Genomic DNA, 26192 nt, shown 5'->3' on the forward strand with positions numbered 1-26192 from the left:
CGGAAAGCCGAGCTTTTATTTGTATTGTTGATGATTGTCAAACGTCAATAGTGAATTTTGCTTCGCAAGTGAATTATTTAATTAAAAATTGACGAGCAAAGGGAATTAACTATTCACAATTCACTCTCTTATCCTTTAATTGCTTTAATTTTCTCTGTTAATGCAGGAATAATCTGGAAAGCATCTCCTACTACTCCATAATCAGCAGATTTGAAGAATGGTGCTTCAGGATCACTGTTGATTACTACGATCGTTTTTGAAGAGTTAACCCCTGCAAGGTGCTGGATTGCTCCGGAAATCCCTACAGCAATGTAAAGATTTGGTGAAATCGCTTTACCTGTTTGTCCTACGTGCTCTGTGTGAGGTCTCCATCCGATATCAGACACAGGCTTTGAACATGCTGTAGCAGCTCCTAAAACGTTTGCTAAATCTTCGATCATTCCCCAGTTTTCAGGACCTTTCATCCCTCTACCGGCAGAAACAACGATTTCAGCTTCTTTAAGGTCTAATTTACCTGAACTCTGCTCGTGAGAAATTACTTTTGTATCTTCATTCGCTACAGATAAGTTTTTCACTTCTTCTGAACCTGATACTGCATTTTCTTTAACACCGAAAGCATTTTGAGAAACCGTAACGATTACTCCGTTTCCTTCAGCTTTAGCATGCATGAAACCTTTTCCGGAGAATGCTCTTCTTTTTACCTGGAAAGGAGAAAGGCTTTCAGGAGCTTCCAATGCGTTAGTGATTAAAGAATAGTTTTTCATCACAGCAAGCATAGGAGCAACAGAAGAAGCATCAGTAGTGTGAGGGAAAACGATGATATTTCCGTCTGCCACTTCGCTTACCGCTTGTGCAAATGCTTTTGCTGAGAAGTTCTTAAGACCTTCGTCTTTGATATTGATTACGTTTGACGCTCCATATTTATATAATAAATCTGAAGAGTCAGTGGGGTTTACAGAGATTGCTGTAACGCTATCTCCTGCCTTATCAGCGATAGCTTTAGCATAAGAAACTGCTTCGAAAGCCGCTTTTTTGTAAACTCCGTTTATATTTTCTGCGTATACGAATACTGCCATTGTTTTACATTTAAAAATTTAAAGATTGAAAATTTAAAGATTAGATTACTTTAGCTTCTTCGTGAAGTAATCTTACCAACTCATCCAGATTGTCAGGAGAAACCATTTTCACAGCTGCTCTTGGCGGAACACTGTCATAAGATACACCCTGCACTTTTACTTCTGAAGAAGAAGGCTCTACTACCTGCAATGGTTTTGTTCTTGCAGACATAATTCCTCTCATATTCGGGATGATAAGATCTTTCTCATCTACCAACCCTTTCTGACCTGCAATAACTGCCGGTAATTTCACTGAAATAGTTTCTTTTCCACCTTCAATTTCTCTTACTGCAGTAGCTTCGCTTCCGTTTACGTCTAATCCTACTGATGCATTTACAAAAGGCTGGTTTAATAACTGAGCTACCATTCCCGGAACAGAACCTCCGTTATAATCGATAGATTCTTTTCCGCAAAGGATAAGATCATATCCTCCGTTTTGAGCTACTGCTGCAATTTCTTTTGCTGTAGAATAACTGTCTTTCGGATCTAGATTTACTCTTACTGCATCATTAGCACCAATAGCCAGAGCTTTTCTGATGACAGGTTCTGTAGCAGCATCCCCTACGTTGATTACTGTTACTGTTGCTCCCTGAGATTCCTGAAGTTTAACCGCTTTTGTCAATGCAAATTCATCTAGAGGGTTGATCACCCATTGAATTCCGTTTTTGTCGAAAGCAGATTTATCTGCTGTAAAGTTAATTTTAGAAGTAGTATCCGGAACACTACTGATACAAACTAATATTTTCATATGTTGCTTATTGTTTTTATTGTCATATGTCACCTTACGGTTTCATGCGTACTATTTTATTTTCCCTTTGGTGCATTAATCCATGACGATTTTTGCAGAGATTCTGTTTGAATTAATTTTTGCTAATATAAGCAAAAAATATATTATGCATGCATAATATATATTGATTTGCTATTCAGAGCATTAAAATTAACAAAACGCCCTATTTCAGGGCGTTTACAGGTTATTAAAATAATGATTGTCCTTATTTTTTAATGAACTTTTTAGAAAATTTGCTTCCCTTAATTTCTATGCTGATGATATAAATTCCGGGAGTCAAATTTCTGATATCTATTTTATCATGATCAAAATTCATCTCCTTTTTTCTTCCTGCAATATCAACAATTTCAATTTTAGTGACAGGGGATTCAGATTGTATATGAATAAAATCAGCTGCAGGATTCGGATAGACTGAAACATTGGGTTCTTCCGCCACAGCCTCTCTGGTTACCAATGTCACATTATTTGTTGCGGTTACCATATAGTCATCAAAAGAAGTGATATGTGCTACGGTATTCCCTACACCAGCTACTGATACAAAATCCAGCTCAAAAGGATCTACACCCGCCGCTGCCGGAACATGCGTGGATGCAGGCCCGTAAGTAACACCTCCAGGCGTTGTCCACGTAACTGCTCCTGTAGTTTTATTAAATGTACAGTTCAGAGTAATCCAGGTATTAGGTGGATAGGAATAGGCAGGTGGCTCCAGATAAAAAAGATAGTTGCCTGTTACTCCGTTTGATATTTTAGTGTAATATGCAATTCCTACAATTCTCTGTGTATCATACTCGTATCCTGCACCAAGCAGCGTTTTATGAGTGGTCCCGTCATATATTAAAACAGTCCCTCTTCCTACACCTCCTGTGGGACTTCCTGTGTAAAGACTAAAGCTCAGTTTAAGAATATCATTTCCAGAGGTTCTTGCCGCCCAGGCTGCTCCCAGCCCGTTCTTCCATATAAATTTTGTTGCTGATGCACCCGCACTTCCGGTAAGCTGTAGAGATTTTCCGTGTGAAGCATCTACATTCACAATCTGTGCATCTGAATTTGAACCTCCGGGAAAATCTGTATAAAACCCTCCTTGTCCTGGAACAGATGCAGTGATATCCGTTCCGACATTTCCGATGGTATAAGCATTAAAACTGTCACTTTCCAGTGTCTGGGCGTTCAATGTTTGAAATAGAATCAACAAGAATGCATTAATTGATAGAAAATTTTTCATATACTATTTTTAATTCAGATTCAAACTTACTTCAGTTTACAAATGAAATCAATACCAGTTATTAGGTAGATTTACCGATAAAGACACCGTATTCCTGAAGATTACGGCTAATCAGACATCCTGAAAGCTGCGTACGAATAAAAATAGTATTGATTAATACATTAGAGGTTAATTTGATAATTTAAAAGCATTTATTACAGAGATACTTCAGCGCTATCATTACAAAGGTTTTGTTGCCCTGAATTCTATTTTACTTGGCAAAACCCGTGGATTCATCTTCAGAATATCCAATACGAGATTCCCCATATCTTCAGGCTGAATCTTCCAGCTGTCCTTTTCCGAAGGAACGTTTCCATTGAAGTGAGTGGCTACAGAGCCCGGCATAATCACAGTAGATTTAATATTATATTTTCTTAGATCAATCATGGCGGCCTGTGTGAAACCTACTACCCCGAATTTTGAAGCGTTGTACCCTGTTCCGTTTTCAAAGAAATTGGCACCTGCGAGACTGGAAATGGTGATATAATAACCTTCTGTTTTTTTAAGTTCTTCAACAGAGGCTTTTAAGGTGTAAAAAACACCTGTAAGGTTGGTCTCTATCATATCGTTCCATTCTTCTGCGGTAAGTTCATCTACTGGCTTAAAAATCCCCAATCCTGCATTCGCCACCACATAATCCAGTCTTCCGAACTTTTCAATCGTATATTTTACCGCTTCCTGTTCACTTTCCAGGTTTCTTACATCAGAAACAATTCCTAATACGTTTTGTGAATACTGTCTGAGTTCTTCTTCCGCCTTCATCACATCCTCTCTTTTTCTTCCTGAAAATGCGACAGAGATGCCGTTTTCAAGCAAAATTTTCGCAATCCCGAAACCTATTCCTTTGGTTCCTCCTGTTATATAAGCGGTTTTATTTTCTGGCATATGATTAAAATTTTAATTCTCTAAAATAACAAAACCGCCCCAATCGGAACGTTTTGCTGATGCTAAGATTTATCAGGAATTATTTTTTGATGAACTTCTCTGTAAAATTTCTTCCGTCTGTTTCCACATTGAGTAAATAAGTCCCGGAAGACAGATTTTTCACATATACCTGATCACCACTTACAGTTGCATCCATTCTTTTTCCTGACAGGTCATATACTTCAATATGCCTTATTTTTTGAGAAGTTGTGATCTTTATAACCTCAGTAGCCGGGTTTGGATAAACAGATAATTTCACCTCATTTTTAACCGGATCTTTTGTAGATAAAGTTGCTTGATTATTGATTTTAATGTTATCAATATAGGCAGAACCCAATGCATTATTATGCACAAAACGAAGCTGATTTATAGGCAAAGAACTTGCTGGCGGGCCTGTATAAATCAACAGATCATTAAGGTAATATATGACATCCGTAGCGGTCCCTACTACTTTAATCCGATACCAGATATTAGGCAGCCAGGTTGAAGGTACAGGAATCAGGTTCTGTATGCCTGATACCGTATTCAGGAGCTTTACCAATCCTGTTTTTTCGAAATCCAGCCTCACAACAAACTGGTCATCCATATCATTTACTCCCTGAAAACCAAAATCAGAGCCGTTAAGCTGTGACATATTAATGTCGAATGATACAGAAAAATTGTTGCAGGCAAGAGGCGCCGGCAAGTTATAAAACCCTCCGATAATGGGTGCACTCTGGGTCCCGTAAGTATTTTCCTTAACAATTTTCAGGGAGCTGCTGCCATCGCTTGCTTTATCCAGGCTGACGGTCTGATGGGTTACATTTTGAGGAACCCCTCCAGTGGGAGTACTGATCCATCCTGCCTGGCCGTTAATATCTCCAGTACTGAATCCCTCAGTAGACTCAAAGGATATGGACTGCTGTGCAAAAATGCAAACTGACGATATTAAAAATACAATTGAGTAGTATTTTTTCATAGTAATTCAAGTTTTGTATTAAAAATATAAACTTTCCATGAATAGTGAAATAACTTATTGCAAATAAAAAAATAACGCTTTTATTATCAGGGAATTTAATTTTTCAGCCCTTTAAAAACAGCCTTCCAAATGTATTTTATGATAGAAAATAAAACAAAAATAAGGTATCTCTTCTCAGAAATACCTTATCATATCTTGTTTTTGTTTAATTATTTTGAATAATTCTCAAAAAATAACGGAATACTTTCAATTCCTTTATAGAAGTTGAATAGTCCATAATGTTCGTTTGGAGAATGAATGGCGTCAGAATCCAATCCGAATCCCATAAGTACAGACTTAGCGCCTAAAACCTGTTCGAACATCGCTGTAATCGGAATACTTCCTCCTCCTCTGTATGGAAGTACTTCTTTTCCAAAAGCAGATTCCATGGCCTGCTTTGCTGCAGCAAATTCTTTGGTATTCGTTGGTAAAACATATGGCATCCCTCCGTGGTGAGGGGTCACTTTAACTTTTACTGTATCCGGAGCGATTTTTTCAAAATATTTCGTGAATTTTTCCGTGATCTCCTGTGGAGTCTGGTAAGGAACCAAACGCATTGAAATTTTAGCAAAAGCTTTTGAAGGAATTACCGTTTTTGCACCTTCTCCTGTATAACCACCCCAGATTCCGTTGCAGTCTAAGGTAGGACGGATAGATGTTCTTTCTAAAGTTGTGTATCCTTTTTCTCCTTCAATATTGCTTAATCCAATTGATTTTTTGAATTCTTCCGGATTGTCCTTCAGTTTATTCATTTCAGCTCTCTCTGCATCTGAAACCGTTTCTACATTGTCGTAGAATCCGTCAATGGTGATATGACCGTTTTCATCAATCAGATTAGCAATCATTCTTGAAAGAACGTGGATAGGGTTTGGAACCGCTCCTCCGTAAAGCCCTGAGTGTAAATCTCTGTTCGGACCTTCCACTTCTACTTCTACGTAGCTTAATCCTCTTAATCCTGTTGTAACAGTCGGTTGTTCGTTACTGTAAATATGTGTATCGGAAATTAAGATACAATCGCAGGCTAATTTTTCTTTATTTTCATTTACCCAGTCGCCTAAACTTACGGATCCTACTTCTTCCTCTCCTTCCAAGATAAATTTAACGTTGCAAGGAAGAGCATTGGTTTTCATCATGGCTTCAAAAGCTTTCAGGTGCATGAAAAACTGCCCTTTGTCGTCTGCAGCGCCTCTGGCAAAGATTGCTCCTTCAGGGTGTAATTCCGTTTTCTCAATATAAGGCTCAAAAGGTGGTTTGTTCCATAATTCCAACGGATCTGCCGGCTGAACATCATAATGTCCGTATACCAGTACTGTTGGTAAATTTTTATCTAAAATTTTCTCTCCGAAAACAATTGGATATCCTTTGGTCTGGCAAACTTCAACATGATCAGCTCCTGCATTTTTAAGGTGTTCTGCCACTACGTCTGCACATTTCAAAACGTCATCTTTATACGCGGGATCTGCAGAAATAGAAGGAATTCTCAATAACTCAAATAATTCATCCACGAAACGCTGCTTGTTTTCGTTAATGTAATTTAATGTCTCTTGCATTGTAAAAATTTATTTTGTTAAAATTAAAAAAAATGGCCGGCAGGGACAAACAAAAAGGCAGGATTTTCCCAACGTCATGCTAATGAGCACTATAGCACTCTTTTTAATAAAAAATGCCCTGCAGAAACAGGGCAATTATATATTTTGTACTTGTAATTAGTGTTCAGCTTTTGGAGCTTTTTCAGCTTCAGCAGGTTTTGCAGCCGCAGTACTGTCTGTTTTCGGAGCAGCAGCTTCCGGTTGTGCAGGAGTTTCTTCTTTGTGCTCTGCAGCAGCTTCATGCCCGTGAGCTCCACCCTGAGGATCATCAGAATATCTTTCTACTCCTTCTTCAAGTTTCAAAGCACCTCTGTTTCCTCCTTGCGGAACTTTTTTACAGCTTACCGCCACCGTTGCAATCGCCAAACATATCACTAATTTTTTCATATGTAAAATTATTTTTTAAAGGTAATATGAAACCGCACTATTTTCAGTCTGTATAATCTTCCAAACAGCAAGCGATCTCATGCTTAAATTTTTGATTGCCCAAAAGTAAGAAATCCTGCTTTTTTCGGCAACATTTTTATACTGATTTTAATATAATTTTTCCTTTTTTGGATTGTGTAAAAATAAGATACCGGTCTCCTCCGTCTTTTAAGCCATATTTCTTTTTGATTTCTTCGGGTTTTAAAGGGTAATTTTTTGAAATAATATTAAACTGATCTTTTTTCTTAATACTTTTAGAATCAATTATTACCATTTCAAAAATTCTTCCCGGAAAGTTTTCTATTTTTTCACCGGAAGTATAGAGATGGCTATTCGGGTGAAGCTTTTTTAATCCGAATTTCTGTGAAACCAAATTAAAAATTCCCGCTTTCAAAACAGCATTATTGGGGATATAAATGTATTTTTCAGGCTCAGAGTATTCAGCTTGTGCAGTTTCTTCTTCCCCAAACGTGTAAGTAAAAACAGATTCATTGCTATCAAGGTTTACACAATTGCAGAGAATCTTGCCCGTATTTTTGTTGGATAAAAATACAACTACTTCTTTCACATCGTTTTTCAGGGCAATAATATCAATTCTTACAATACCCGGCAGCACTGAAACAAGGTATTTAAGATCAATGAGCGGAGAAAGTTTAATGACTACCAGATTGGAAAAAGACTGTAATTTTCCCTGAATTTCAAGAATATCAGGCGACAGATCTTCCAAAAGGAAAACTTTGTTTTTATTCTGGTCTCTTCTCGCCGGATCAAGATAAATAACATCAAAATGTTCCTGATTTTCGTTTAGGAAATCCTCAAGTTTGCTGTTGATAAATTTTGCCTGACGTCCTAAAATCTTCCAGTTATGTTCAACAATCTCAATAAGTTCTGTATTCTGCTCTATTAAAGTAATATCATCAAAGTTTTGAGACAGGTAGTAAGCATCAATACCAAAGCCGCTTGTCAGATCAATGAATTTATTTCCTTGTAAAGTTTCCGATTTGTAAAGGGCTGTTTTTTCTGATGATGACTGCTCAAGGTTAAGCTGCGGCGGAAAAATGATCCCTTCTTTCAACAGAAAAGGAAATTTTCTCTCTGCAACCTGTTTTCCTTTGATCTGCTGAGCAATTTCATGCATGGATACTTCCGGAAACGGGGATTTTTTCAGCAGTAATGTGTGTAAATCTGTATTCAGATTTGCATTGATGTAGTTTTGGATTTCTTTGTTTAGTAATTTGTTTCCCACAGATTTCACAAATTGCACAGATTATTATGCTTATTAAATGTTTCCGTTTATTTTTCGAATAATACTTTTATCAATATAATCAGTATTGAAATTAACCAGTATTCCTAATTTCAGGTTGGTCAATTTTAAATAGGTTAAGGGCTGTTTGTGATGAACATTAATTATTTCAGGAATTGATTTTATTTCGATAATAACTTTATCCTCCACAATTATATCTGCAATAAAGCTTGAATCAATAAAACTCCTTAAACGTAATGAGTACTGGGACTTGGGTTTTAACGCTTAAACCGTTATTTTTCAATTCAAGTGCCAAAACTTTCTCGTAAACTTTTTCCAATAAACCTGGTCCCAGTTCACTATATACAGAAAAAATAGATTTTCTGATGTAAAAACGTATCTCATTCTCATTCATTTGTGTTATAATTTAGTTTCTACAGTTTACCTGTAAAATCTGTGTCATCTGAGAAATCTGCGGGAACAATACAGTTTATTCAAACATTTCAGCCCAGCGAACCGCTTTTATTTCTTTTTCGTTGTATAGATCAGCAACAGATTTTTTAACGTCTAGTTTAGGGTATAGATTTACTCCGATCAGCTTTATTTTTCCTTCTTCAATCCACTGCTGTTCTTCAATCGCATGATCGTAGATCTTTTTCTGAACAACTCCCTGTTTTAATAACTCAAGATATCCCCCCGCTTCTTCCATTTCAACGAACAAAGCCCATGCTTTTTCAGCAAACTGACGGGTAATATCTTCAACATAATAACTTCCGTTAGATGCGTCTTCAAATACATTGATGATACTTTCGTAGGCCAGAACAATCTGTTGCTTGAAGGAAATTTCTTCCGAGTTATCTGTACTTCTGTCAACAAGGTAATTGTTGGAAAAAACGGCATCAGCTCCTCCAATCATGGCTGAAGCAAGTTCCAGTGTAGACCGAATCAGATTGTTTTCATTGTCTGAAATGGCTTTATTTCGCAGTGAAGTCTCTGCGAAGATGTAAGGAACTTCATCCAGTCCGTATTCTTTGGAAAGCTGGTTAAAGACTATTTTAAAAGCTCTCAGCTTTGCCATTTCAAAGAAATAGTTTCCTCCTACCGCTATTCTGAAAATAAGGTTGTTTACAATTTCAGCACCGTATGCCTCTATTAATTCTTTGGTTTTGGCAAGGGCAATACCAAGCTGCTGATAAATCGCCGCTCCTGCATTCTGGTGGAGTGATATATCTACACAGATGTTTCTTTTAAAACCTTTTGCCAGCAATTCTTTTGCCAGCTGATCATCAATACTTCCTTCTTTTTCATTAAAAACATCGATCAGCGAAAAATACTGATCTTCTTCTTTAGGACTGATATGCCCTGCAAGATCTTTATTATTCACAAAAAGAGTCTTCTGATCCAGATTTTCTACGTTCTGGTCCAGCATAAATGCAAATACTTCCTCTTCCAGACTTTCATGGTATCTTGCTACCAGATGGGTACTTTCTTCAACTCTGGGCAGGTTTGCCAAAGGCTTCTGCACTTCTGTATAAAAAGGCTTCACCTCTATTCCTTCCAGATTCTGTTTCTCTAAAACAGGATAAATATCCTCTGTTTTAAGCTGTTTTCTGACTAAATTTTCCCAGTTTGAAAGTATATCTGTATTTGACATTAGTTTTTTATTTGTGAATTGTCAATAGTGAATTTTGCTTGGCAAGTGAATTTTTGAAATTAAATATATTTCACATTGAAATTCTATTCAACTTTATTATTTCTTAGTGGCTTTTGTACTGTCTACCACCAAAATGAAGATTTCTTCATTCGGTTTTTTCATAAAATAATTTTCTCTTGCATATTTTTCTTTCTCTGATTTGTTATTCATCAGTTTTTTATAAAAAGCATCATTTTTCTCGTACTCTTTTTTATAATAGTCCAGCTGCTCTTCATATTTATGAATCTCACCATTCAGTTCGTTAATAACAAGAAATGAGGTTTTGTCGAAAAAAATCATCCATACCAAAAACAGACAGATCGTAATGGTATACTTGTTCAAAACATATTTCTGAATAAGTTTGAATGTTTCAGATTTCGGCTGAATGTCTTTGATAAGGTTGTTTTCTTCCATTTTTTTAATGTTTTTTCAACGAGTTTTTAATAACAGTAGTTAAAAAATCTATCGCTACGGAATTCTGCTTCATATTGGGGATAATAAGATCGGCCTCATTTTTAGACGGCTCAATGAATTCCTGGTGCATGGGTTTCAAAGTGGTCTGATAACGGTGCAGCACCTCACTAAGATCTCTTCCCCTTTCCTGGGTATCCCTTCTGATCCTCCTGATTAATCTTTCGTCAGAATCAGCATGAACGAATACCTTCAGATCAAATTCTTTCAGTAATTCTTTGTTGGTAAGAACAAGAATTCCTTCTACTACCAATACGTTTTTAGGTTCTACAGTGACATGATCTCCTGTTCTGGAATGAGTAACAAAGCTGTAAATCGGCTGTTCAATCGGCTCGTTGTTTTTTAAAGCTTTTACATGTTTTATCAGTAAGTCAAAGTCTATTGATTTTGGATGGTCATAATTTAAAGCCTCTCTTTCCGTCAATGTAAGACCCTGGTTGTCGTGATAATAATTATCCTGAGAGAGGATATTCATTCCCTCAATATCAAGCTGCTGAAGTATTTTGTCAACAACTGTAGTTTTGCCGGATCCTGTACCACCGGCAATTCCTATTACAAGCATTGTTTTTTTGTTTCTTTATAGTTGGTACAAATATACTATTTTAGATAAAATGTGACAATGTAAGTGTGTTGAGAAATTAAAAGATTAAAGCTTTTAAAGATTAAAATATTTTCAGGAAACCGGCCAGTCTTTATGATTTATTGTTATTACTCAAATTTACTCTCTGGATTTCATAAAAAAATCCGGTAAATTTTATTACCGGACTTTATTTTTATACGATTTCGCTTGTTAATTCGCGCGAAATTAATTTTTCATGCATAGGTTTCAATACATCCATTGAACCTGTTTTTACGGTACATTTACCCTTGTAGTGAACAAGAATTGTACATTGCTCAGCCTGCTCCAGGGTATGTTTGCATATTTCGATCAGGCAGTCAATTACATAATCAAAGGTATGAATATCGTCATTGTGCAGTACCAGCTTATAAACGTCATCCGTATCATCCAGAACAAGGACTTCTTCTTCATACTGACGTTTTGGGTTTTCGTAATCTTTTATACTGTTATAAAAATTCATTGTTACGGTTTTGTTTTAAACTTCTCCGATTTTGTCTGCCAAGTTATCGACAGTGCTGGGCTCTTCATACACCAGCTCTACCAGCTCAACACTTTTATTATTCATCTTCAGAATTTTAAAATGGTAGTTAGCCAGGTCAAACTCCTGATTTTCTTCAGGAATCTCTTCCAGTTCGTAAAGAATAAATCCTGCTAATGAATTATATTCACTTTCTTCAGAAAGCGGCAGCTTTTTAGGTAAGAACTCATTGATTTCGTCCAAAGGCTGGGTAGCCTGTACCCAATAGGTATTCTCAGCAATTTTATCAACGATTTTTTCCTCATCATCTTCTTCGTCCTGAATTTCCCCTACCAGCTCTTCAAGAATATCTTCCAGGGTAATAATCCCCTCTGTTCCTCCGAATTCATCAATAACAATGGCAATATGCTGTTTTTTAAGCTGAAAGGTCTTCAGCAAATCTGAAACTTTTTTGCTTTCCACCACAAAGAAGGCATCCCTCATGAGATCTTTAAGGTCTTCATGATCAAGGTCTCCTTTTCTTTTTACATATTCCCTTATAATTTCCTTGGTATAGAAAATCCCGATCACATTGTCAATTGAATCAATATATACAGGAATACGGGAATATCCGCTGTCCATAATCTTGTTGATAATCTCATTGATATCTTCTTCAAAGTCTATGGAAGTAATATTCTGTCTCGGCACCATGATCTGCTTGGCAGAATGGTCTGTAAAATCAAATGCATTTTTGATGATCTCATAGTTTTCCTCTTCAATCTCGCCGCTATCCGCACTCTGTTTTACCAGAAGCTGGAGTTCTTCCGTAGAGTGGATCTCCTGTTCGGAAGCCGGATGGATTTTGATTAATCTCAGGAAACCATTTGACATCGAGTTCATCAACCAGATAAACGGTTTAAAGATCAGGTAGAAAACTCTCAATGGAACTGCTGTTGCCATGGTCGTTGCTTCAGATTTTCTGATCGCAATTGATTTTGGAATAAGCTCACCAAACACAATGTGCATGATGGTGATTAATACGAAACTGATCACCAGTGATACCGAAGTAATGGAAGCCTGGCTCATTTCCATATTAAGGGAATGGAAAATATTTTCAACAATATGATGCAGGGCACTTTCTCCTACCCAACCCAGGGCTAGGGATGCCAATGTAATTCCTAATTGTGTAGCGGAAAGATATTCATCAAGATGCTTGATGATATGTTCTGCCTGCTTAGCCATAGAATTTCCTTCTGCAGCTTTTAACTGAATTTGCGAATAACGAACTTTAACAATTGAAAATTCTGCGGCTACGAAGAAGCCATTTAGTAAAACAAGAAATAAGGCCAGCAAAAGCCTGACTATGTCCGAGTCCATTTAGAAGTTGTATAAATTTTATTAAGTACAAAGATATGTAAAATAAAAATAACCTGAATCCGGGATAGATTATTTCGATGAAGGAATTTTTGAAAGAAGAATTTGAAGTGATCTGACCCTGTTTTTTCTCAACAAAAAAAATAATTGAGGTATATTCTCATTATGATATCAATAAGGCATTTTTTGGACATTAAATGGCATTTTCAAGCTGTAAAATAAAAAAAGCACCGAACTGATCGGTGCTTTAATTGTATGTTAAAATAATTCTTTACGAATTTTTCAAAGCTTCTGCTCCGGAAACAATTTCCAGGATTTCGTTGGTAATTGCTGCCTGTCTTGCTTTGTTGTAGAAGATCACAAGATCATTCTTTAAAGCCTGAGCATTATCTGTTGCTTTGTGCATTGCTGTCATTCTCGCTCCGTGCTCAGATGCTACTGAATCTAAGATCGCTTTGAAAACCTGAGTTTTGATAGACTTTGGAATCAAATTATCAAGGATTTCAGCTCTGTTAGGTTCAAAAATATAATCAGTTTCAACCTGTGGCTCTGTATTTTCAGGCATTGAGATCGGAAGAAGTTTTTCTGTGGTTACTTCCTGAGTAGCTGCATTAACGAATTTGTTATAGATAACATAAACTTCATCAAACTTTCCTTCTTTGAAGCTTGTCATTACTCCTTCAGTAATATGTGCAACTGTATCAAAGTTCAGGTTATCATAAACAGAGCTTCCATTAGCATAAACCGAACGGTTTTTTCTTACAGCATCATATACTTTTTTACCTACCGGAAGAACTTCAATCTCATACTGAGCGTTGTTCTGGAACTGGATGTTAAGCTCCTTTACGATAGAAGAGTTAAAAGCTCCCGCAAGACCTCTGTTTGAAGTAACAGCGATGAAAAGTACTCTTTTAACCTCTCTTTTCTGAGCATATACAGAAACCTGGTCAGGATCAGAGCTAGAATTTACATTCTGGATAAGCTCCTGTAATTTTTCAGAATAAGGTCTTAGCATTACGATTGCGTCCTGTGCTTTTTTAAGTTTCGCTGCGGAAACCATTTTCATAGCACGTGTAATCTGCATCGTAGATGAAATTGACGTAATTCTGCCTCGTATTTCTTTTAAGTTTGCCATTAATTTGGGTTCAAAGTTTAAGGTCTAAAGTTTAAGGCTTAAAACGCTATATTTTAAACCTTAAACATTGAATTTTTTAGTTGTATTTAGAAGCTAAATCGTTAGCTGCCTGCTTAAGAACACCTGTAATATCGTTATCGATTTTTCCAGATTTGATAGCAGCCATTGTATCAGGGTGCTTAGATCTAAGGAACTCGATATACTCGTGCTGGAATTCTTTAATCTTGTTCAATGGAACGTTTCTCAATAAGTTCTCAGTACCAGCATAGATCATAGCAACCTGGCTGTCTACCGGAAGCGGTGAGTTTACCGGCTGCTTAAGAAGCTCCACGTTTCTTTCTCCCTTAGAGATTACTGCCAACGTAGAAGCATCAAGGTCAGAACCGAACTTAGCAAACGCTTCCAATTCTTTATACTGAGCCTGGTCAAGCTTCAACGTACCAGATACTTTTTTCATTGATTTGATCTGAGCATTACCTCCTACCCTTGATACAGAGATACCTACGTTAATTGCAGGACGAACCCCTGAGTTGAACAGATCAGACTCCAGGAAGATCTGTCCGTCTGTAATAGAGATTACGTTTGTAGGGATATATGCAGAAACGTCACCAGCCTGAGTTTCGATAATCGGAAGGGCTGTTAATGAACCACCACCTTTTACGATTGGCTTAAGAGACTCTGGCAAATCGTTCATTTGCTTAGCAATTTCGTCATCAGCGATTACTTTTGCAGCTCTTTCCAATAGTCTTGAGTGAAGGTAGAAAACGTCTCCAGGATAAGCTTCACGGCCCGGTGGTCTTCTTAATAGTAGAGAAAGCTCACGGTAAGCAACAGCCTGTTTAGATAAATCATCATAAACGATAAGCGCCGGTCTACCTGTATCTCTGAAGAATTCCCCGATAGCAGCACCTGCCATCGCAGAATATACCTGCATCGGAACCGGATCAGAAGCGTTAGCCGCAACGATTACAGTATATGCTAAAGCTCCTTTATCAGAAAGAGTTTTAACGATTTGTGCTACAGTAGAAGCTTTCTGACCGATAGCAACATATATACAATATACTGGTTTACCAGCATCAAAGAATTCTTTTTGGTTGATGATCGTATCGATCGCAACAGTAGTTTTACCTGTCTGTCTGTCACCGATGATAAGCTCTCTCTGTCCTCTTCCTACAGGGATCATAGAGTCGATTGCAACGATACCTGACTGTAAAGGCTCAGTTACCGGCTGTCTGAAGATAACTCCAGGAGCTTTTCTTTCCAATGGCATTTCGTATAAATCCCCAGTAATAGGACCTTTACCATCGATTGGGTTACCAAGAGTATCGACTACTCTTCCTAACATTCCTTCTCCTACTTTGATAGAAGAGATTCTGTTTGTTCTTCTTACTGTATCACCTTCTTTTACTAATTTACTTTCACCAAGTAGAGCAACACCCACGTTGTCTTCTTCAAGGTTAAGTACAATACCTTCTACATCACTAGAAAATTTCACCAACTCTCCGTATTGTACGTTTTCTAACCCGTATACACGAGCAATACCATCACCGATGGTTAAAACTGTACCTACTTCCTCAACGTTTGATTGAGTATCGAAGTTGGCCAATTGCTGTTTTAAGATCGCAGATACTTCTGCCGGATTTATTTCTGCCATTGTATGGTTGTTTTTCTTAATTTAATTGGAAATCTTTTTTAACTTGGTTCAGTTTTGTCTTCACAGACGCATCTACCTGCTGGTCACCTACTCTCAGAATATATCCTCCAAGAATTTCAGGCTTAACATTTACTTTCAGATCAAAGTTTGAATCAGCATTTACAAGATTTGTAGATCTTAAAATCTGGTCAAGGTTTTCTTTTGAAAGCGGAGTTGCTGTAGTAAGCGTTACTCTTTGTACACCACTAAGGTCTTCTACTTTGTTGATGAATTCCTGAGCGATATTTTTCAATTGGTTTTCACGTCCGTGTTTAATCACCAATCTGATCAGATTTTGAGAAGAAACAGATAAACCTTTGAATATTTCGTTTGCTACTTCTATTTTCTTTTTAGAATCGATGTAAGGAGTAAGGAAAAACTTGTTTAAATCTTTAGATTCAGCCATTACCTTTACTACATCTTTCATTTCTGAAAATACAGTAGCCGTTTGCCCTGCTTCATTGGTGAAGTCAAGTAAACCTTGTGCGTATCTTTTAGCTACTTTAGATGTAAGCATTCTTAGTTAAGGTTTGATTTGTTTAAATAATTTTGAACTAATTCGTTTTGAGCTTCGCTGTTGTCTAGCTTTTGCTTCAAGATAGATTCAGCAATGTTTACAGATAAAGTACCGATTTGAGTTTTGATGTCTGCCATAGCAGCATTTTTCTCAGCATTGATAGTCTGTTTAGCAGCTTCGATCATTTTGTCTCCTTCAGCTTTAGCAACATCTTTAGCTTCTCCTACGATTCTGTCTTTAATTTCTCTAGCTTCTTTAAGGATAGCATCTCTTTCGATTTTAGCTTCACGAATGATTCTTTCGTTATCCTCTTTTAAAGTTTCCATTTCTTTTCTTGCTAATTTAGCTTGATTAAGAGCGTCAACAATAGAGGTTTCTCTGTCATTGATAGACTTTAAAATAGGTTTCCAAGCGAATTTACCTAACAAAAATAATAATGCTAGAAAAATAACAGACTGGATAATAAATAATCCTGATGAAAACTGATGAATTAATTCCATTATATAAATGTATAAATAATTATTACTTTTTTTAAAGAACCATTACCTGCAACCAACCGTTACAGATAATGGTTTGATTTTAATTAGTTTACTGCGAATAGAGCAGCAAACGCAACACCTTCTACAAGTGCAGCTGCGATAAGCATAGCTGTTTGGATTTTTCCAGATTGCTCAGGTTGTCTAGCGATAGCTTCAAGAGCAGCAGCTCCGATTTTACCAAGACCGATACCTACACCTAGTACTACGATACCAGCACCTACAATTTTAGGGATTTCCATAATATATAATTTTAAAAAATTTGTTTTACTTTAATTAAATTTCAATTAGTGAGCAGCATGATGTTCGTGTTCGTGCTCTTCTACTGCCATTCCGATAAACAGAGCAGATAACATTGTAAAGATATAAGCCTGTAAGAACGCTACCAATACCTCTAGTAAATAAATTACCAATGTAAGGAACGGGAATGCAACACCTGCAATAAAGTTTTTGAATACGTAGATCAATCCGATCAAACTCATTACTACGATGTGACCTGCTGTCATGTTTGCAAAAAGTCGGATCATCAAAGCGAATGGTTTAGTGATTGTTCCTAATAATTCGATAGGAAGCATAATCAGTTTCATTGGAACCGGAACTCCTGGCATCCAGAAAATGTGTTTCCAGTAATCTTTATTCGCTGAGAATGTTGTAATCAGATAAGTAAGGATCGCAAGGAAGAATGTCATTGTAATATTACCCGTTACATTAATTCCGAAAGGCATTAATCCAAGAACGTTAAGGAAAAGGATAAAGAAGAATACAGTTAATAAATAACCCATAAATCTCTTATACTTATGTCCGATGTTAGGAATAGCAACTTCGTCTCTTACAAAGATGATTAGAGGCTCCAAGAATCTTGCCGCACCTGTAGGGATAGCTGATTTCTTATAAGATTTAGCGATTCCAACAAATAATACAAACATAAAGATTGACACCAATAAAATAATCAGTACACTTTTCGTAATAGAAAGATCCAAAGGCTTTTCATTAGTTGGATGACCATCTTCACCAAGTGTTAAAGTTCCTTTTGCATCCGTCTTATAGATTTTCTCATGGTGCAGTACATAATAAGAACCATCTACTTCCGTAGGCTCTCCGTGCATGAACCCTTCTTTGTTACTCATGAAAGAATGGAAACCATTATCATAGAAAATAACAGGAAGAGGAAAACCGATATGGTGACCTTCTTTATCAACCATCAATGTGAAATCATGTGCATCTAATAAGTGATGATCGATGAACTCCTTGTTTTCCTTGCTTACTTTGTCTTTCTCTGAAAGCTCTTGAGCAGGAGCTGCCCCAGCAGTAGCTTCACCGTGCTGTGCAGACACTAAGTTTAATACAAAAATACTGTAGAATAAAACTGCGAATTTCTTAAACATTGATAGGTTTTTTTCGTTGTGCAAAAATATGATATTTTTTCTAGTTTCAATAAATTATTTTACTGTTTTTTATCATGATTAATCAGCTTGATGGCATAGTATGTAAGCAGTGCTGTCAGGACAAAATATGGGATAATAAAATGAAATTTATAGCCTGGAATCACTTCAAAGTTCAGTTTTTTTCTGATTAGGTACATCAAACCGAATTTTAAAAGAATCAAACCTATGACGGACAACCCTAAAAATTCCGGCGCTACCCTATTGATTAGAATGATAAGGGTGATCATCATCATAAACATGACACTCAGAAAAAGATAAAATTTTATGATCACTATTTCATCCAGGTGAAAAACAAATTTCCATAGAGAAAAATGCACCAGGAAAGTCAGAAAGAATAAAACGACAACAAGGATATTGGGATTGATCTTCATTCTATATTTTAATTGATCGCAAAAATAGACTTTTTCTATCGTATTATCATATGATTTGATATATATCATTTTTCTCTGTATAATAATATTGCGTATATATATAATATTACGTGCCCAAACACTTTGGATATGCTAAAAATTCCTTATTTTTGCAAACCTATAATTTACAATAAATATGTTTAATAGTTTACAGGATAAATTAGACAAGGCATTGCATAATATTTCCGGTAGAGGAAAAATTACTGAAATCAACGTGGCGGAAACCGTAAAGGAAATCCGCAGAGCATTGGTGGATGCCGACGTTAACTATAAAGTTGCAAAAGACCTTACAAAAAGAGTTCAGGATAAAGCATTAGGACAAAATGTTCTCACTTCCCTTACACCGGGACAGCTGATGACAAAAATTGTTCATGACGAACTGGTAGACCTGATGGGAGGTTCTCAGGAGGGAATCAATCTTTCAGGAAAACCAACTGTAATCCTTATTGCAGGTCTTCAGGGATCCGGTAAGACAACTTTCTCAGGAAAGCTTGCTAATTATTTACAAACAAAAAGAAATAAGAAACCTTTACTGGTAGCATGTGACGTATACCGTCCTGCTGCGATTGACCAGCTGAAAGTATTGGGAGGGCAGATCAAGGTTCCCGTTTACACTGAAGAAGGTTCTACCAACCCGTCTACAATTGCTGAAAATGCAATCAATTTTGCAAAATCAAACGGTCATGATGTTGTGATTGTGGATACTGCAGGCCGTTTGGCGATTGATGAGCAGATGATGAACGAGATCAAATCCGTACATTATTTCATCAAACCGCAGGAAACCCTTTTCGTAGTAGACTCTATGACAGGTCAGGATGCGGTGAATACAGCAAAAGCATTTAACGATGCTTTGAATTTTGACGGAGTTGTTCTAACAAAATTAGATGGTGATACAAGAGGGGGTGCTGCTTTAACAATCCGTTCTGTTGTTGAAAAGCCAATCAAATTTATCTCCACAGGAGAAAAAATGGAAGCTTTGGATCTTTTCTACCCGGAAAGGATGGCGGACAGAATCCTGGGAATGGGAGACGTTGTTTCCTTAGTAGAAAGAGCTCAGGAGCAGTTTGATGAAGAAGAAGCTAAAAAACTTCACAAAAAAATTGCTAAAAACGAGTTCGGTTTTGACGATTTCCTTAAGCAGATCAACCAGATCAAGAAGATGGGTAATATGAAGGATCTGATGGGAATGATTCCCGGAGTAGGAAAAGCAATCAAGGATGTAGAAATCAGCGATGACGCATTCAAGCATATTGAGGCAATTATCTACTCTATGACTCCTGAAGAAAGAAGAAAACCTTCTATTATCAATACACAAAGAAAAAACAGGATTGCCAAAGGTGCCGGAAGAAAAATCGAAGATGTGAATCAATTGATGAAGCAATTTGACCAGATGGGTAAAATGATGAAGATGATGCAGGGACCTCAGGGAAAACAAATGATGCAGATGATGAGCAAAATGCCGAATATGCCTGGAATGGGTGGAATGTTCGGAAAATAAGAAAAAGAAAGACAAAATCATTCATAAAAAACTCTCAGAAATTCTGAGAGTTTTTGTTTTTTATATAGATATCTGTCTATTTAAACTTGTATCCTACTCCTAACTGGAAGAAATTCATTTTTAATGTTTCACCATCCGCAGGATTCTTGATCATATTGGTAAGACCAAAGCTATAACGTGCATCTACAAATAATCCTTTGTATACGTTGTAATCCGCTCCCAGGAATAGACCAAAATCGGTAGATTTCAAACCGTCATTCAGCTCTTTTTCCAAATAACGTTCTCCTTCTTTAAGCCCGGAAGGATCTACCATACCGGCATTAGGACCACTTACTTCAAATTTTGCTTTATTATTCGTTTTAAAACTTACATAAGGACCTGCATAAATTCCTAGTTCCGGCGTTGCATAATATCTTGCAGATACAGGAATAACAATTCTGTTAAGATTCATCTTTTCAGTTAAAGTAATACCTGTACCTGGTATTCCAACTTCAGCTTTTCCGCCAAGATTAGCGTATTCTACCTCTCCCTGAACGGCAAACTTATTATTGAATTTATGCTCAACCAAACCTCCGATATAAAACCCTGATTTGGATTTTAAACTGGCTTCGAATCCTCCAAATTCGAAATCACCCTCGCTGGAATTTAATTTTGATAAAGCATAACCTGCTTTCACACCGAATGTAGTTTGCGCATTCAGACCTGCAAATAAAGCGATTGCAGACGCTAATAAGATTTTTTTCATGATTATTAATTAAATGGTTTTCAAACTTAAAAAAGCCCGGGATATCGACCCAGGGCTAAAGTATATTCTTGTCTATTATTTTGCAAATACATATTTAACTCCAAAAGTCACGGAACTTAAACTGATTCCAAATTTGTAATTATCAGTTCTTTTTGCTCCTTCAATGTCTTTTTTGTAAGTATTGTACCCGAATTCTCCTATTGTAGCTTCAATTGACCAGTTCTTAGTCAGGAAATAATCCAGACCCGGCTTAATATTCACTCCGATGTTGGTGTAGTTATTTTTTTCTGTAAACGGAGCGGCAAGTATAGGATCTCCGCCATCACCTTCACTGTTAAAATCCAGTTTTTCATTACCGAATTCCAATGGAACTTGTAGTTGTCCGAAGATGTATAATTTATCGGATAAAGTCCAGTATTTTCTCACAAAGGGAGCAACAACAAATGCATTATCCGTATTTTTAATTTCAATTGTATTAAGGAATCCAACACCACTTACGTTATATTTTGTAACAGCACTCTTATAGCCTATACCAAGCCCTATTGCCAAGTTGTTACCAACGAAATAACCAGCTGTAGGAAGAATTCTGATTACATCATCCTTTGTTTTGGTTTCGAATTCATTCTTTTCATTATGATAATATTCTACCTGACCTGAAAGATAAGAAGTTCCTTTTGTAATCTGTGCATTCGATAAACCGAAAAGTGCAACAGCGCCCATCAATACGATTTTTTTCATGATTATTATATTAGTTTTACAGAAAAAAAGCCCTAAGAGTTTCTCAGGGCTTTCTTGTTATATGCTTTGTTTATTATTTTGCAAATACATATTTAACTCCGAAAGTTACAGAAGATAAATTCAATCCGAAGTTGTAGTTGTTTGTAGCATCACCATCTTTTGGTTTGTAGTTGCTATAACCGAACTCACCGATAGTAGCTTCGATAGACCAGTTTTTGTTTAAGAAATAATCTAAACCTGGCTTCACAGTAACACCAATTTTAGTGTATTTAGCTTCAGTAGAAGTAGAGCTTGTAACAACTGTGTTTCCTACTGTAGTTACAGAGTTAGTTTCATTTTCAGTTTTTCCAAACTGCATTGGAACTGCTAATTGACCGAAGAAATATAACTTATCAGATAAAGTCCAGTATTTTCTTACGAATGGAGCCACAACAAAAGCTGGTTGCTTAGTTACGCTTTCGCTTACTGTGTTACCCACAGTACTAGTAAGGGTATTTTTTTCAGTTTGGTAACCAACTCCTAATCCGATAGCTAAGTTAGTGTTTACGAAATATCCAACTGTAGGTAATACGTTGAAGTTTTCTTTTTTATCGTTACCGTTGTTAGTTTCTTCCTGAGAATAACCAACAGATCCTGATAAATATGTAGTTCCTTTAGCAATTTGAGCGTTTGATAAACCAAAAAGTGCAACAGCACCCGCTAATAATATTTTTTTCATTGTAAAAAATTTTAATACTTTCTGAGGGCAAATTTACAGTGGCCGCCACGAATATTAAAATTTGTTAATGTGATTAATATCAGTACTAAATTTTAGGGTTTTATAAAAATAAATCCTACCTAAGAGATACTTTTGAGTTTTTCACAATATTATGAATAAAAAAATCACATTTTATCAACAAGAGCCAGATATATTTAATTTTTTAAATTTTTGTTTTTTCTCTATATTACCATGAGTTCTGGGAAAATGCCAAAAACAATTAACCTAAATTGTTAATTTTTAAGTTATTAACTCTTAAAATTCAAACAAATGTTTATTATCCGGTTCTGTTTTTCGCTTTTTGTGTCCGCTGTAACGTCCATTTTATTTAAAAACTTCCGTCAAAAAACATCCGTATAGCTTAAAAATAACTGAACTCCGGCCTTCGGCCGGAGTTCAGTTATTTTTAAGCTGTCTTTATTTGATAAAGAAGTTAAATCCTAAGTTGACAGCTCCTACGTTCCAATTATGCTTGTACCAACCATAATCACGTCTGTTACTGATAGACTGATATCCGATATACAACTCTCCTTTGGACATCTGGTATCCGAATTTAGGCTGTGCATAGAAGCCTCCATCTACCCCATCCTTTGTAGAAATACCATATCCAAGGTCTAATCCTACAAAAACAGGAGCACCTTTAAATTTATATTTCCCGGAAACAGCTACAGGAACAAATCCGAAATCATCAAAGTTATCTTTTCCAAAGAAATGAGAATATCCTGTTGTTACCCCAAGGTCGAAACCTTTAGTAATATTCCACATATAAGCAGCATCCACACCTAATGTAAATGAAGATACATCACTTGCATCAGATACAGGAACACCAATATGTCCACCCAATTTGAAACCTTCCTGCGCCTGGGCAAAACCTCCTAAAAGTGCAAAAGCACCTAGTAATAATAGTTTTTTCATTTTTTTTAAGTTTAAATTTTACTTTGCAAAAATACTAATTATTTTCATCATTAAGACAAAACAGTCTACAACGAAAAAAGCAGGACAAAAATTTGCCCTGCTTTATATCATGATTGATATTAAAATTCCAGAATTAGTTTCCTCCGAATTTGAAACCTACACCTACCTGTACGAAGCTGTTGGTTAACTTTTCATTCCCTTCAGCATCTTTAGCAAGGTTAGAAACTCCAAGATTGTACCTTGCATCAAAGAACAATCCGTTTTCCAATGCATATTCTGCACCCAGGAATGGAGCGATGTTCAAGGTATTCAGCTGGTCTTTGATATCTCTTTCGTCATTGGCATCAAGTTCGAACCCAGGAATTCCGAATCCAAAGTCAGCAGTAAGCTTTTGCTTGGCAGAAAGAATAAATCCGAAGCTTGCTCCTGCAGAAACTGATAATCCTTCTGTAATGAAATACTTAGCAGAAATAGGAACCAATAAAGTATGATAGGTCTGCTTTGCTTTTACATTTAAAAAGGTTGTCGGATCTTCCGGATCAGCTTCAGCTACATTTATTTTTCCCCCAAGCGGTGAGTATAAAAGTTCTCCCTGTAGGGCAAATTTATCACTCAGTTTATATTCAGCGATACCACCGATATAAAATGTATGCAAAGGATCTGAAGTTTCAGACTGATTATCTCCTTTTAATTTAACTGTAGAATAAGAGTATCCGGCTTTTGGACCAAATCGGAATTCTTGTGCATTTGCAGAAATTCCCATTACAGCGACTGCTGCAGCAAGTAAAAGTTTTTTCATGTTTAATTAGTTTTACATTTAAGGACTGCGAAACTAATTATTTTTTTTTAAAACACCAAATTTTGTCTTAATTTTAAGGTTAATAAAAGGTTAACAAAACTTTTACTGATACAGAATTAGTCATTTCTCAATCTTTTTTCTTCATCGTTATAAGCAAGGATAATCTTTCTTACTACCGGGTGTCTTACCACATCTTCTTCTGTAAGATGTACAAATCCGATCTCCTTCACCCCGTTTAAAATCCTCATAGCCTCCTTCAGACCTGACTGTTGATTTTTCGGAAGGTCAATCTGACTTGGATCTCCTGTGATAATGAACTTGGCATTCATCCCCATTCTGGTCAGGAACATTTTCATCTGTGCATGGGTAGTGTTCTGTGCTTCATCAAGAATCACAAAAGCATCGTCCAGCGTACGCCCTCTCATGAAGGCCAATGGTGCCACTTCAATGACTTTCTTTTCCATGAAACCTTCCAGTTTCTCATGAGGAATCATATCACGAAGTGCATCGTACAATGGCTGTAAATACGGATCGAGCTTTTCTTTAAGGTCACCGGGAAGGAATCCCAGGCTTTCCCCTGCTTCTACAGCTGGCCTTGTCAGGATAATTCTTTTTACTTCTTTATCTCTTAAAGCTCTTGCAGCCAATGCCACACTGGTATATGTTTTTCCGGTTCCTGCAGGACCAATGGCAAAGACCATGTCTTTTTTCTCCGTTTCCTTCACCAGCTTTTTAAGATTGGTCGTCTTAGCCTTAATCACTTTTCCGTTGACTCCTTTTACGATAATATCCTGGTCGAACACCAGCTGTTTCTCGTTTTCGTCTTTAATATTCAATATATTTTCAACGTCTTTCAGTCCTATTGAATTGTTTTTGGAGATAAAACTGACAATATCATCCAGTTTTTGTTTCAGTATGTCTAAAGCCTCCTGATTCCCCATGGCAAAGATAAAATGATCTCTTCCTGTAATTTTAATGGTTGGAAAGCTTGATTTTATTAAGTTGAAATATTGGTTATTAACTCCATAGAAGATTTTCGCGTCGATATCTTCCAAATCATATGTTAATTCAAACATGCAGTATTTTTATTTTTAGATTTTAAAATTAAAGCTTTTTTTCAAATTTATATCAAATTCTTTTCAACAATCTTTCGGGCTTTCTTTTTATTTAAATAACTTTGCAATACTACACTATTCTAAAATTACTCATGTCAATTATTACCCTTACTTCGGATTTCGGAAATTTGGACTACAGAGTTGCCGCTGTAAAAGGCAAAATTCTGTCTCTAAACCCTGAGGTTAATATTATTGATATCACCCACGAAATCCAGGCGTTTAACCTTATACAGACTTCGTATATTGTAAGAAATGCATACAAATATTTCCCTAAAGGAAGCATCCATATCCTTTCGGTAGACAGTTTTCACCACAAATCAAGAAAAAATATCATTTATAAAGCTGACGGATCTTACTTTCTGGCAGCAGATAACGGCCTTTTAAGCCTTATCTTTTTTGACATTAAGCCCGAAGCGATCTATGAACTTACGCTGAACAACCGCTTTGATGATGTCATCAACTTTACTTCTACGGATATTTTTGTTCCTGCAGCGGTACATCTTGCCAATGGCGGGCTTCCTGAAGTGATAGGAAGAAAAATACATTCTGCGAAACAATTAATGTTCCCGAGGGCTGTTTACAATGAATCGGAAGGTATGATCATTGGAGAAGTTACCTATATTGACAATTTCGGAAATATAATATCAAATATTAATAAAGATTTTTTCGAAAATATCAGTAAAGGCTACAATGGTTTTACCATAAAATTCAGAAATTTAAGCCTTTCAAGGATATTTTCCAGCCATACGGAAGTGGTTTCGGACTGGGACAGAGAGACGGAATTCCACGGACAGTCTGCTGCTATTTTCAATGATAGCCAGCTATTGGAGCTTACCATCTACAAAGGAAGCAAGAAAAACGGCGCCAAAAGCCTGTTTGGACTGAATGTGGGAGAAAATATTTACATCGAATTTAGCTAAGATTATATATTTC

General features: G+C 36.5%; 30 protein-coding genes. 2 read left to right on the forward strand and 28 right to left on the reverse strand.

Features of this window, described 5'->3' with window-relative positions:
- Nucleotides 1–128: 128 nt before the first annotated feature.
- The 22 genes from ACR1PO_RS00460 to ACR1PO_RS00565 all read right to left on the reverse strand — a co-directional run bounded on the left by ACR1PO_RS00460 (nucleotide 129) and on the right by ACR1PO_RS00565 (nucleotide 18653).
- Nucleotides 129–1076 carry an electron transfer flavoprotein subunit alpha/FixB family protein gene (locus tag ACR1PO_RS00460; RefSeq protein WP_433985444.1) on the reverse strand — a complete coding sequence of 316 codons (948 nt, stop codon included), beginning with the start codon at nucleotides 1074–1076 and terminating at the stop codon, nucleotides 129–131.
- A 40-nt stretch (nucleotides 1077–1116) separates the two neighbouring features.
- Nucleotides 1117–1863: an electron transfer flavoprotein subunit beta/FixA family protein gene (locus tag ACR1PO_RS00465; protein ID WP_047429867.1), complete on the reverse strand. Its 747-nt coding sequence runs from the start codon at nucleotides 1861–1863 to the stop codon at nucleotides 1117–1119.
- A 244-nt stretch (nucleotides 1864–2107) separates the two neighbouring features.
- Entirely contained in the window at nucleotides 2108–3124 is a 1017-nt protein-coding gene (locus ACR1PO_RS00470) for a T9SS type A sorting domain-containing protein (RefSeq protein WP_433985445.1), read from the reverse strand.
- Between the two features lie 219 nt (nucleotides 3125–3343).
- Complete coding sequence (locus ACR1PO_RS00475; protein WP_433985446.1) at nucleotides 3344–4048, reverse strand: SDR family oxidoreductase; 705 nt, start codon at nucleotides 4046–4048, stop codon at nucleotides 3344–3346.
- Between the two features lie 79 nt (nucleotides 4049–4127).
- Nucleotides 4128–5045 (reverse strand): T9SS type A sorting domain-containing protein, encoded by a 918-nt coding sequence (locus ACR1PO_RS00480; protein ID WP_433985447.1) that lies wholly within the window; start codon nucleotides 5043–5045, stop codon nucleotides 4128–4130.
- Nucleotides 5046–5254: 209 nt separating this feature from the next.
- A complete protein-coding gene (locus ACR1PO_RS00485; protein ID WP_332386617.1) occupies nucleotides 5255–6634 on the reverse strand; it encodes a dipeptidase in 1380 nt (459 codons plus the stop codon).
- 156 nt (nucleotides 6635–6790) lie between these two features.
- A complete protein-coding gene (locus ACR1PO_RS00490) occupies nucleotides 6791–7060 on the reverse strand; it encodes a hypothetical protein (protein ID WP_232720057.1) in 270 nt (89 codons plus the stop codon).
- Between the two features lie 136 nt (nucleotides 7061–7196).
- The gene (locus ACR1PO_RS00495; protein ID WP_433985448.1) at nucleotides 7197–8345 is read right to left on the reverse strand and encodes a class I SAM-dependent methyltransferase; all 1149 of its coding nucleotides are present in this window, start codon (nucleotides 8343–8345) and stop codon (nucleotides 7197–7199) included.
- A gap of 33 nt (nucleotides 8346–8378) precedes the next feature.
- Nucleotides 8379–8552: a GxxExxY protein gene (locus ACR1PO_RS00500; protein ID WP_433985449.1), complete on the reverse strand. Its 174-nt coding sequence runs from the start codon at nucleotides 8550–8552 to the stop codon at nucleotides 8379–8381.
- 25 nt (nucleotides 8553–8577) lie between these two features.
- Nucleotides 8578–8757, reverse strand: a complete 180-nt coding sequence (locus ACR1PO_RS00505; protein WP_433985450.1) for a GxxExxY protein — start codon at nucleotides 8755–8757, stop codon at nucleotides 8578–8580.
- A 75-nt stretch (nucleotides 8758–8832) separates the two neighbouring features.
- Nucleotides 8833–9996 carry a methylmalonyl-CoA mutase family protein gene (locus ACR1PO_RS00510; protein WP_433985451.1) on the reverse strand — a complete coding sequence of 388 codons (1164 nt, stop codon included), beginning with the start codon at nucleotides 9994–9996 and terminating at the stop codon, nucleotides 8833–8835.
- A gap of 96 nt (nucleotides 9997–10092) precedes the next feature.
- A complete protein-coding gene (locus ACR1PO_RS00515; RefSeq protein WP_433985452.1) occupies nucleotides 10093–10449 on the reverse strand; it encodes an FtsB family cell division protein in 357 nt (118 codons plus the stop codon).
- Nucleotides 10450–10453: 4 nt separating this feature from the next.
- Complete coding sequence (udk, locus tag ACR1PO_RS00520) at nucleotides 10454–11068, reverse strand: uridine kinase (RefSeq protein ID WP_002979122.1); 615 nt, start codon at nucleotides 11066–11068, stop codon at nucleotides 10454–10456.
- Between the two features lie 211 nt (nucleotides 11069–11279).
- Nucleotides 11280–11585 (reverse strand): ATP-dependent Clp protease adaptor ClpS, encoded by a 306-nt coding sequence (locus ACR1PO_RS00525; RefSeq protein WP_002979120.1) that lies wholly within the window; start codon nucleotides 11583–11585, stop codon nucleotides 11280–11282.
- 15 nt (nucleotides 11586–11600) lie between these two features.
- On the reverse strand, nucleotides 11601–12959 hold the full coding sequence (locus ACR1PO_RS00530) for a hemolysin family protein (protein WP_374464278.1): 1359 nt from the start codon (nucleotides 12957–12959) through the stop codon (nucleotides 11601–11603).
- 268 nt (nucleotides 12960–13227) lie between these two features.
- A complete protein-coding gene (atpG, locus tag ACR1PO_RS00535) occupies nucleotides 13228–14091 on the reverse strand; it encodes an ATP synthase F1 subunit gamma (protein ID WP_002979116.1) in 864 nt (287 codons plus the stop codon).
- A 76-nt stretch (nucleotides 14092–14167) separates the two neighbouring features.
- Nucleotides 14168–15745 carry a F0F1 ATP synthase subunit alpha gene (atpA, locus tag ACR1PO_RS00540; RefSeq protein ID WP_002979113.1) on the reverse strand — a complete coding sequence of 526 codons (1578 nt, stop codon included), beginning with the start codon at nucleotides 15743–15745 and terminating at the stop codon, nucleotides 14168–14170.
- 16 nt (nucleotides 15746–15761) lie between these two features.
- Nucleotides 15762–16301, reverse strand: a complete 540-nt coding sequence (gene atpH / locus ACR1PO_RS00545) for an ATP synthase F1 subunit delta (RefSeq protein ID WP_002979112.1) — start codon at nucleotides 16299–16301, stop codon at nucleotides 15762–15764.
- A gap of 2 nt (nucleotides 16302–16303) precedes the next feature.
- Nucleotides 16304–16801, reverse strand: coding sequence for a F0F1 ATP synthase subunit B (locus ACR1PO_RS00550; protein WP_002979110.1), 498 nt, complete (start codon nucleotides 16799–16801; stop codon nucleotides 16304–16306).
- Nucleotides 16802–16884: 83 nt separating this feature from the next.
- A complete protein-coding gene (gene atpE, locus ACR1PO_RS00555; RefSeq protein WP_002979108.1) occupies nucleotides 16885–17079 on the reverse strand; it encodes an ATP synthase F0 subunit C in 195 nt (64 codons plus the stop codon).
- A gap of 45 nt (nucleotides 17080–17124) precedes the next feature.
- On the reverse strand, nucleotides 17125–18222 hold the full coding sequence (gene atpB, locus ACR1PO_RS00560) for a F0F1 ATP synthase subunit A (protein ID WP_332386615.1): 1098 nt from the start codon (nucleotides 18220–18222) through the stop codon (nucleotides 17125–17127).
- A gap of 59 nt (nucleotides 18223–18281) precedes the next feature.
- Nucleotides 18282–18653, reverse strand: a complete 372-nt coding sequence (locus ACR1PO_RS00565) for a hypothetical protein (RefSeq protein ID WP_374464280.1) — start codon at nucleotides 18651–18653, stop codon at nucleotides 18282–18284.
- A gap of 175 nt (nucleotides 18654–18828) precedes the next feature.
- On the opposite strand from ACR1PO_RS00565, the gene ffh reads away from it, so the two are divergent.
- On the forward strand, nucleotides 18829–20190 hold the full coding sequence (ffh, locus tag ACR1PO_RS00570; protein WP_131434273.1) for a signal recognition particle protein: 1362 nt from the start codon (nucleotides 18829–18831) through the stop codon (nucleotides 20188–20190).
- Nucleotides 20191–20266: 76 nt separating this feature from the next.
- Here the strand turns inward: ffh and ACR1PO_RS00575 are convergent, their stop codons facing one another.
- The 6 genes from ACR1PO_RS00575 to ACR1PO_RS00600 form a co-directional block, all read right to left on the reverse strand.
- A complete protein-coding gene (locus tag ACR1PO_RS00575; RefSeq protein WP_433985453.1) occupies nucleotides 20267–20935 on the reverse strand; it encodes a porin family protein in 669 nt (222 codons plus the stop codon).
- Between the two features lie 75 nt (nucleotides 20936–21010).
- Nucleotides 21011–21673 (reverse strand): outer membrane beta-barrel protein, encoded by a 663-nt coding sequence (locus ACR1PO_RS00580; RefSeq protein ID WP_433985454.1) that lies wholly within the window; start codon nucleotides 21671–21673, stop codon nucleotides 21011–21013.
- Nucleotides 21674–21746: 73 nt separating this feature from the next.
- Entirely contained in the window at nucleotides 21747–22391 is a 645-nt protein-coding gene (locus tag ACR1PO_RS00585) for an outer membrane beta-barrel protein (RefSeq protein ID WP_278353243.1), read from the reverse strand.
- 456 nt (nucleotides 22392–22847) lie between these two features.
- Nucleotides 22848–23345 (reverse strand): hypothetical protein, encoded by a 498-nt coding sequence (locus ACR1PO_RS00590; protein ID WP_433985455.1) that lies wholly within the window; start codon nucleotides 23343–23345, stop codon nucleotides 22848–22850.
- A gap of 133 nt (nucleotides 23346–23478) precedes the next feature.
- Nucleotides 23479–24144 carry a porin family protein gene (locus ACR1PO_RS00595; protein ID WP_433985456.1) on the reverse strand — a complete coding sequence of 222 codons (666 nt, stop codon included), beginning with the start codon at nucleotides 24142–24144 and terminating at the stop codon, nucleotides 23479–23481.
- Nucleotides 24145–24260: 116 nt separating this feature from the next.
- The gene (locus ACR1PO_RS00600; protein ID WP_002979097.1) at nucleotides 24261–25220 is read right to left on the reverse strand and encodes a PhoH family protein; all 960 of its coding nucleotides are present in this window, start codon (nucleotides 25218–25220) and stop codon (nucleotides 24261–24263) included.
- A gap of 131 nt (nucleotides 25221–25351) precedes the next feature.
- On the opposite strand from ACR1PO_RS00600, the gene ACR1PO_RS00605 reads away from it, so the two are divergent.
- Nucleotides 25352–26179: an SAM hydrolase/SAM-dependent halogenase family protein gene (locus ACR1PO_RS00605; protein ID WP_332386606.1), complete on the forward strand. Its 828-nt coding sequence runs from the start codon at nucleotides 25352–25354 to the stop codon at nucleotides 26177–26179.
- Nucleotides 26180–26192 lie beyond the last annotated feature (13 nt).

This window comes from Chryseobacterium amylolyticum (genome assembly GCF_051011775.1).
Lineage (GTDB): Bacteria > Bacteroidota > Bacteroidia > Flavobacteriales > Weeksellaceae > Chryseobacterium.

What these genes read in the sequence shown, in the direction of transcription:
- ACR1PO_RS00505 (WP_433985450.1), bottom strand. Translation starts at nt 8,757, where the DNA reads ATGAATGAGAATGAGATACGTTTTTACATCAGAAAATCTATTTTTTCT.
- ACR1PO_RS00585 (WP_278353243.1), bottom strand. Translation starts at nt 22,391, where the DNA reads ATGAAAAAAATATTATTAGCGGGTGCTGTTGCACTTTTTGGTTTATCA.
- atpE (WP_002979108.1), bottom strand. Translation starts at nt 17,079, where the DNA reads ATGGAAATCCCTAAAATTGTAGGTGCTGGTATCGTAGTACTAGGTGTA.
- ACR1PO_RS00580 (WP_433985454.1), bottom strand. Translation starts at nt 21,673, where the DNA reads ATGAAAAAAATCGTATTGATGGGCGCTGTTGCACTTTTCGGTTTATCG.
- ACR1PO_RS00605 (WP_332386606.1), top strand. Translation starts at nt 25,352, where the DNA reads ATGTCAATTATTACCCTTACTTCGGATTTCGGAAATTTGGACTACAGA.
- ACR1PO_RS00515 (WP_433985452.1), bottom strand. Translation starts at nt 10,449, where the DNA reads ATGGAAGAAAACAACCTTATCAAAGACATTCAGCCGAAATCTGAAACA.
- ACR1PO_RS00460 (WP_433985444.1), bottom strand. Translation starts at nt 1,076, where the DNA reads ATGGCAGTATTCGTATACGCAGAAAATATAAACGGAGTTTACAAAAAA.
- ACR1PO_RS00525 (WP_002979120.1), bottom strand. Translation starts at nt 11,585, where the DNA reads ATGAATTTTTATAACAGTATAAAAGATTACGAAAACCCAAAACGTCAG.
- udk (WP_002979122.1), bottom strand. Translation starts at nt 11,068, where the DNA reads ATGCTTGTAATAGGAATTGCCGGTGGTACAGGATCCGGCAAAACTACA.
- atpB (WP_332386615.1), bottom strand. Translation starts at nt 18,222, where the DNA reads ATGTTTAAGAAATTCGCAGTTTTATTCTACAGTATTTTTGTATTAAAC.
- ACR1PO_RS00565 (WP_374464280.1), bottom strand. Translation starts at nt 18,653, where the DNA reads ATGAAGATCAATCCCAATATCCTTGTTGTCGTTTTATTCTTTCTGACT.
- atpG (WP_002979116.1), bottom strand. Translation starts at nt 14,091, where the DNA reads ATGGCAAACTTAAAAGAAATACGAGGCAGAATTACGTCAATTTCATCT.
- ACR1PO_RS00590 (WP_433985455.1), bottom strand. Translation starts at nt 23,345, where the DNA reads ATGAAAAAACTATTATTACTAGGTGCTTTTGCACTTTTAGGAGGTTTT.
- ACR1PO_RS00600 (WP_002979097.1), bottom strand. Translation starts at nt 25,220, where the DNA reads ATGTTTGAATTAACATATGATTTGGAAGATATCGACGCGAAAATCTTC.
- atpA (WP_002979113.1), bottom strand. Translation starts at nt 15,745, where the DNA reads ATGGCAGAAATAAATCCGGCAGAAGTATCTGCGATCTTAAAACAGCAA.
- ACR1PO_RS00480 (WP_433985447.1), bottom strand. Translation starts at nt 5,045, where the DNA reads ATGAAAAAATACTACTCAATTGTATTTTTAATATCGTCAGTTTGCATT.
- ACR1PO_RS00510 (WP_433985451.1), bottom strand. Translation starts at nt 9,996, where the DNA reads ATGTCAAATACAGATATACTTTCAAACTGGGAAAATTTAGTCAGAAAA.
- ACR1PO_RS00485 (WP_332386617.1), bottom strand. Translation starts at nt 6,634, where the DNA reads ATGCAAGAGACATTAAATTACATTAACGAAAACAAGCAGCGTTTCGTG.
- ACR1PO_RS00550 (WP_002979110.1), bottom strand. Translation starts at nt 16,801, where the DNA reads ATGGAATTAATTCATCAGTTTTCATCAGGATTATTTATTATCCAGTCT.
- ACR1PO_RS00475 (WP_433985446.1), bottom strand. Translation starts at nt 4,048, where the DNA reads ATGCCAGAAAATAAAACCGCTTATATAACAGGAGGAACCAAAGGAATA.
- ffh (WP_131434273.1), top strand. Translation starts at nt 18,829, where the DNA reads ATGTTTAATAGTTTACAGGATAAATTAGACAAGGCATTGCATAATATT.
- ACR1PO_RS00490 (WP_232720057.1), bottom strand. Translation starts at nt 7,060, where the DNA reads ATGAAAAAATTAGTGATATGTTTGGCGATTGCAACGGTGGCGGTAAGC.
- ACR1PO_RS00470 (WP_433985445.1), bottom strand. Translation starts at nt 3,124, where the DNA reads ATGAAAAATTTTCTATCAATTAATGCATTCTTGTTGATTCTATTTCAA.
- atpH (WP_002979112.1), bottom strand. Translation starts at nt 16,301, where the DNA reads ATGCTTACATCTAAAGTAGCTAAAAGATACGCACAAGGTTTACTTGAC.
- ACR1PO_RS00530 (WP_374464278.1), bottom strand. Translation starts at nt 12,959, where the DNA reads ATGGACTCGGACATAGTCAGGCTTTTGCTGGCCTTATTTCTTGTTTTA.
- ACR1PO_RS00465 (WP_047429867.1), bottom strand. Translation starts at nt 1,863, where the DNA reads ATGAAAATATTAGTTTGTATCAGTAGTGTTCCGGATACTACTTCTAAA.
- ACR1PO_RS00575 (WP_433985453.1), bottom strand. Translation starts at nt 20,935, where the DNA reads ATGAAAAAAATCTTATTAGCGTCTGCAATCGCTTTATTTGCAGGTCTG.
- ACR1PO_RS00595 (WP_433985456.1), bottom strand. Translation starts at nt 24,144, where the DNA reads ATGAAAAAACTTTTACTTGCTGCAGCAGTCGCTGTAATGGGAATTTCT.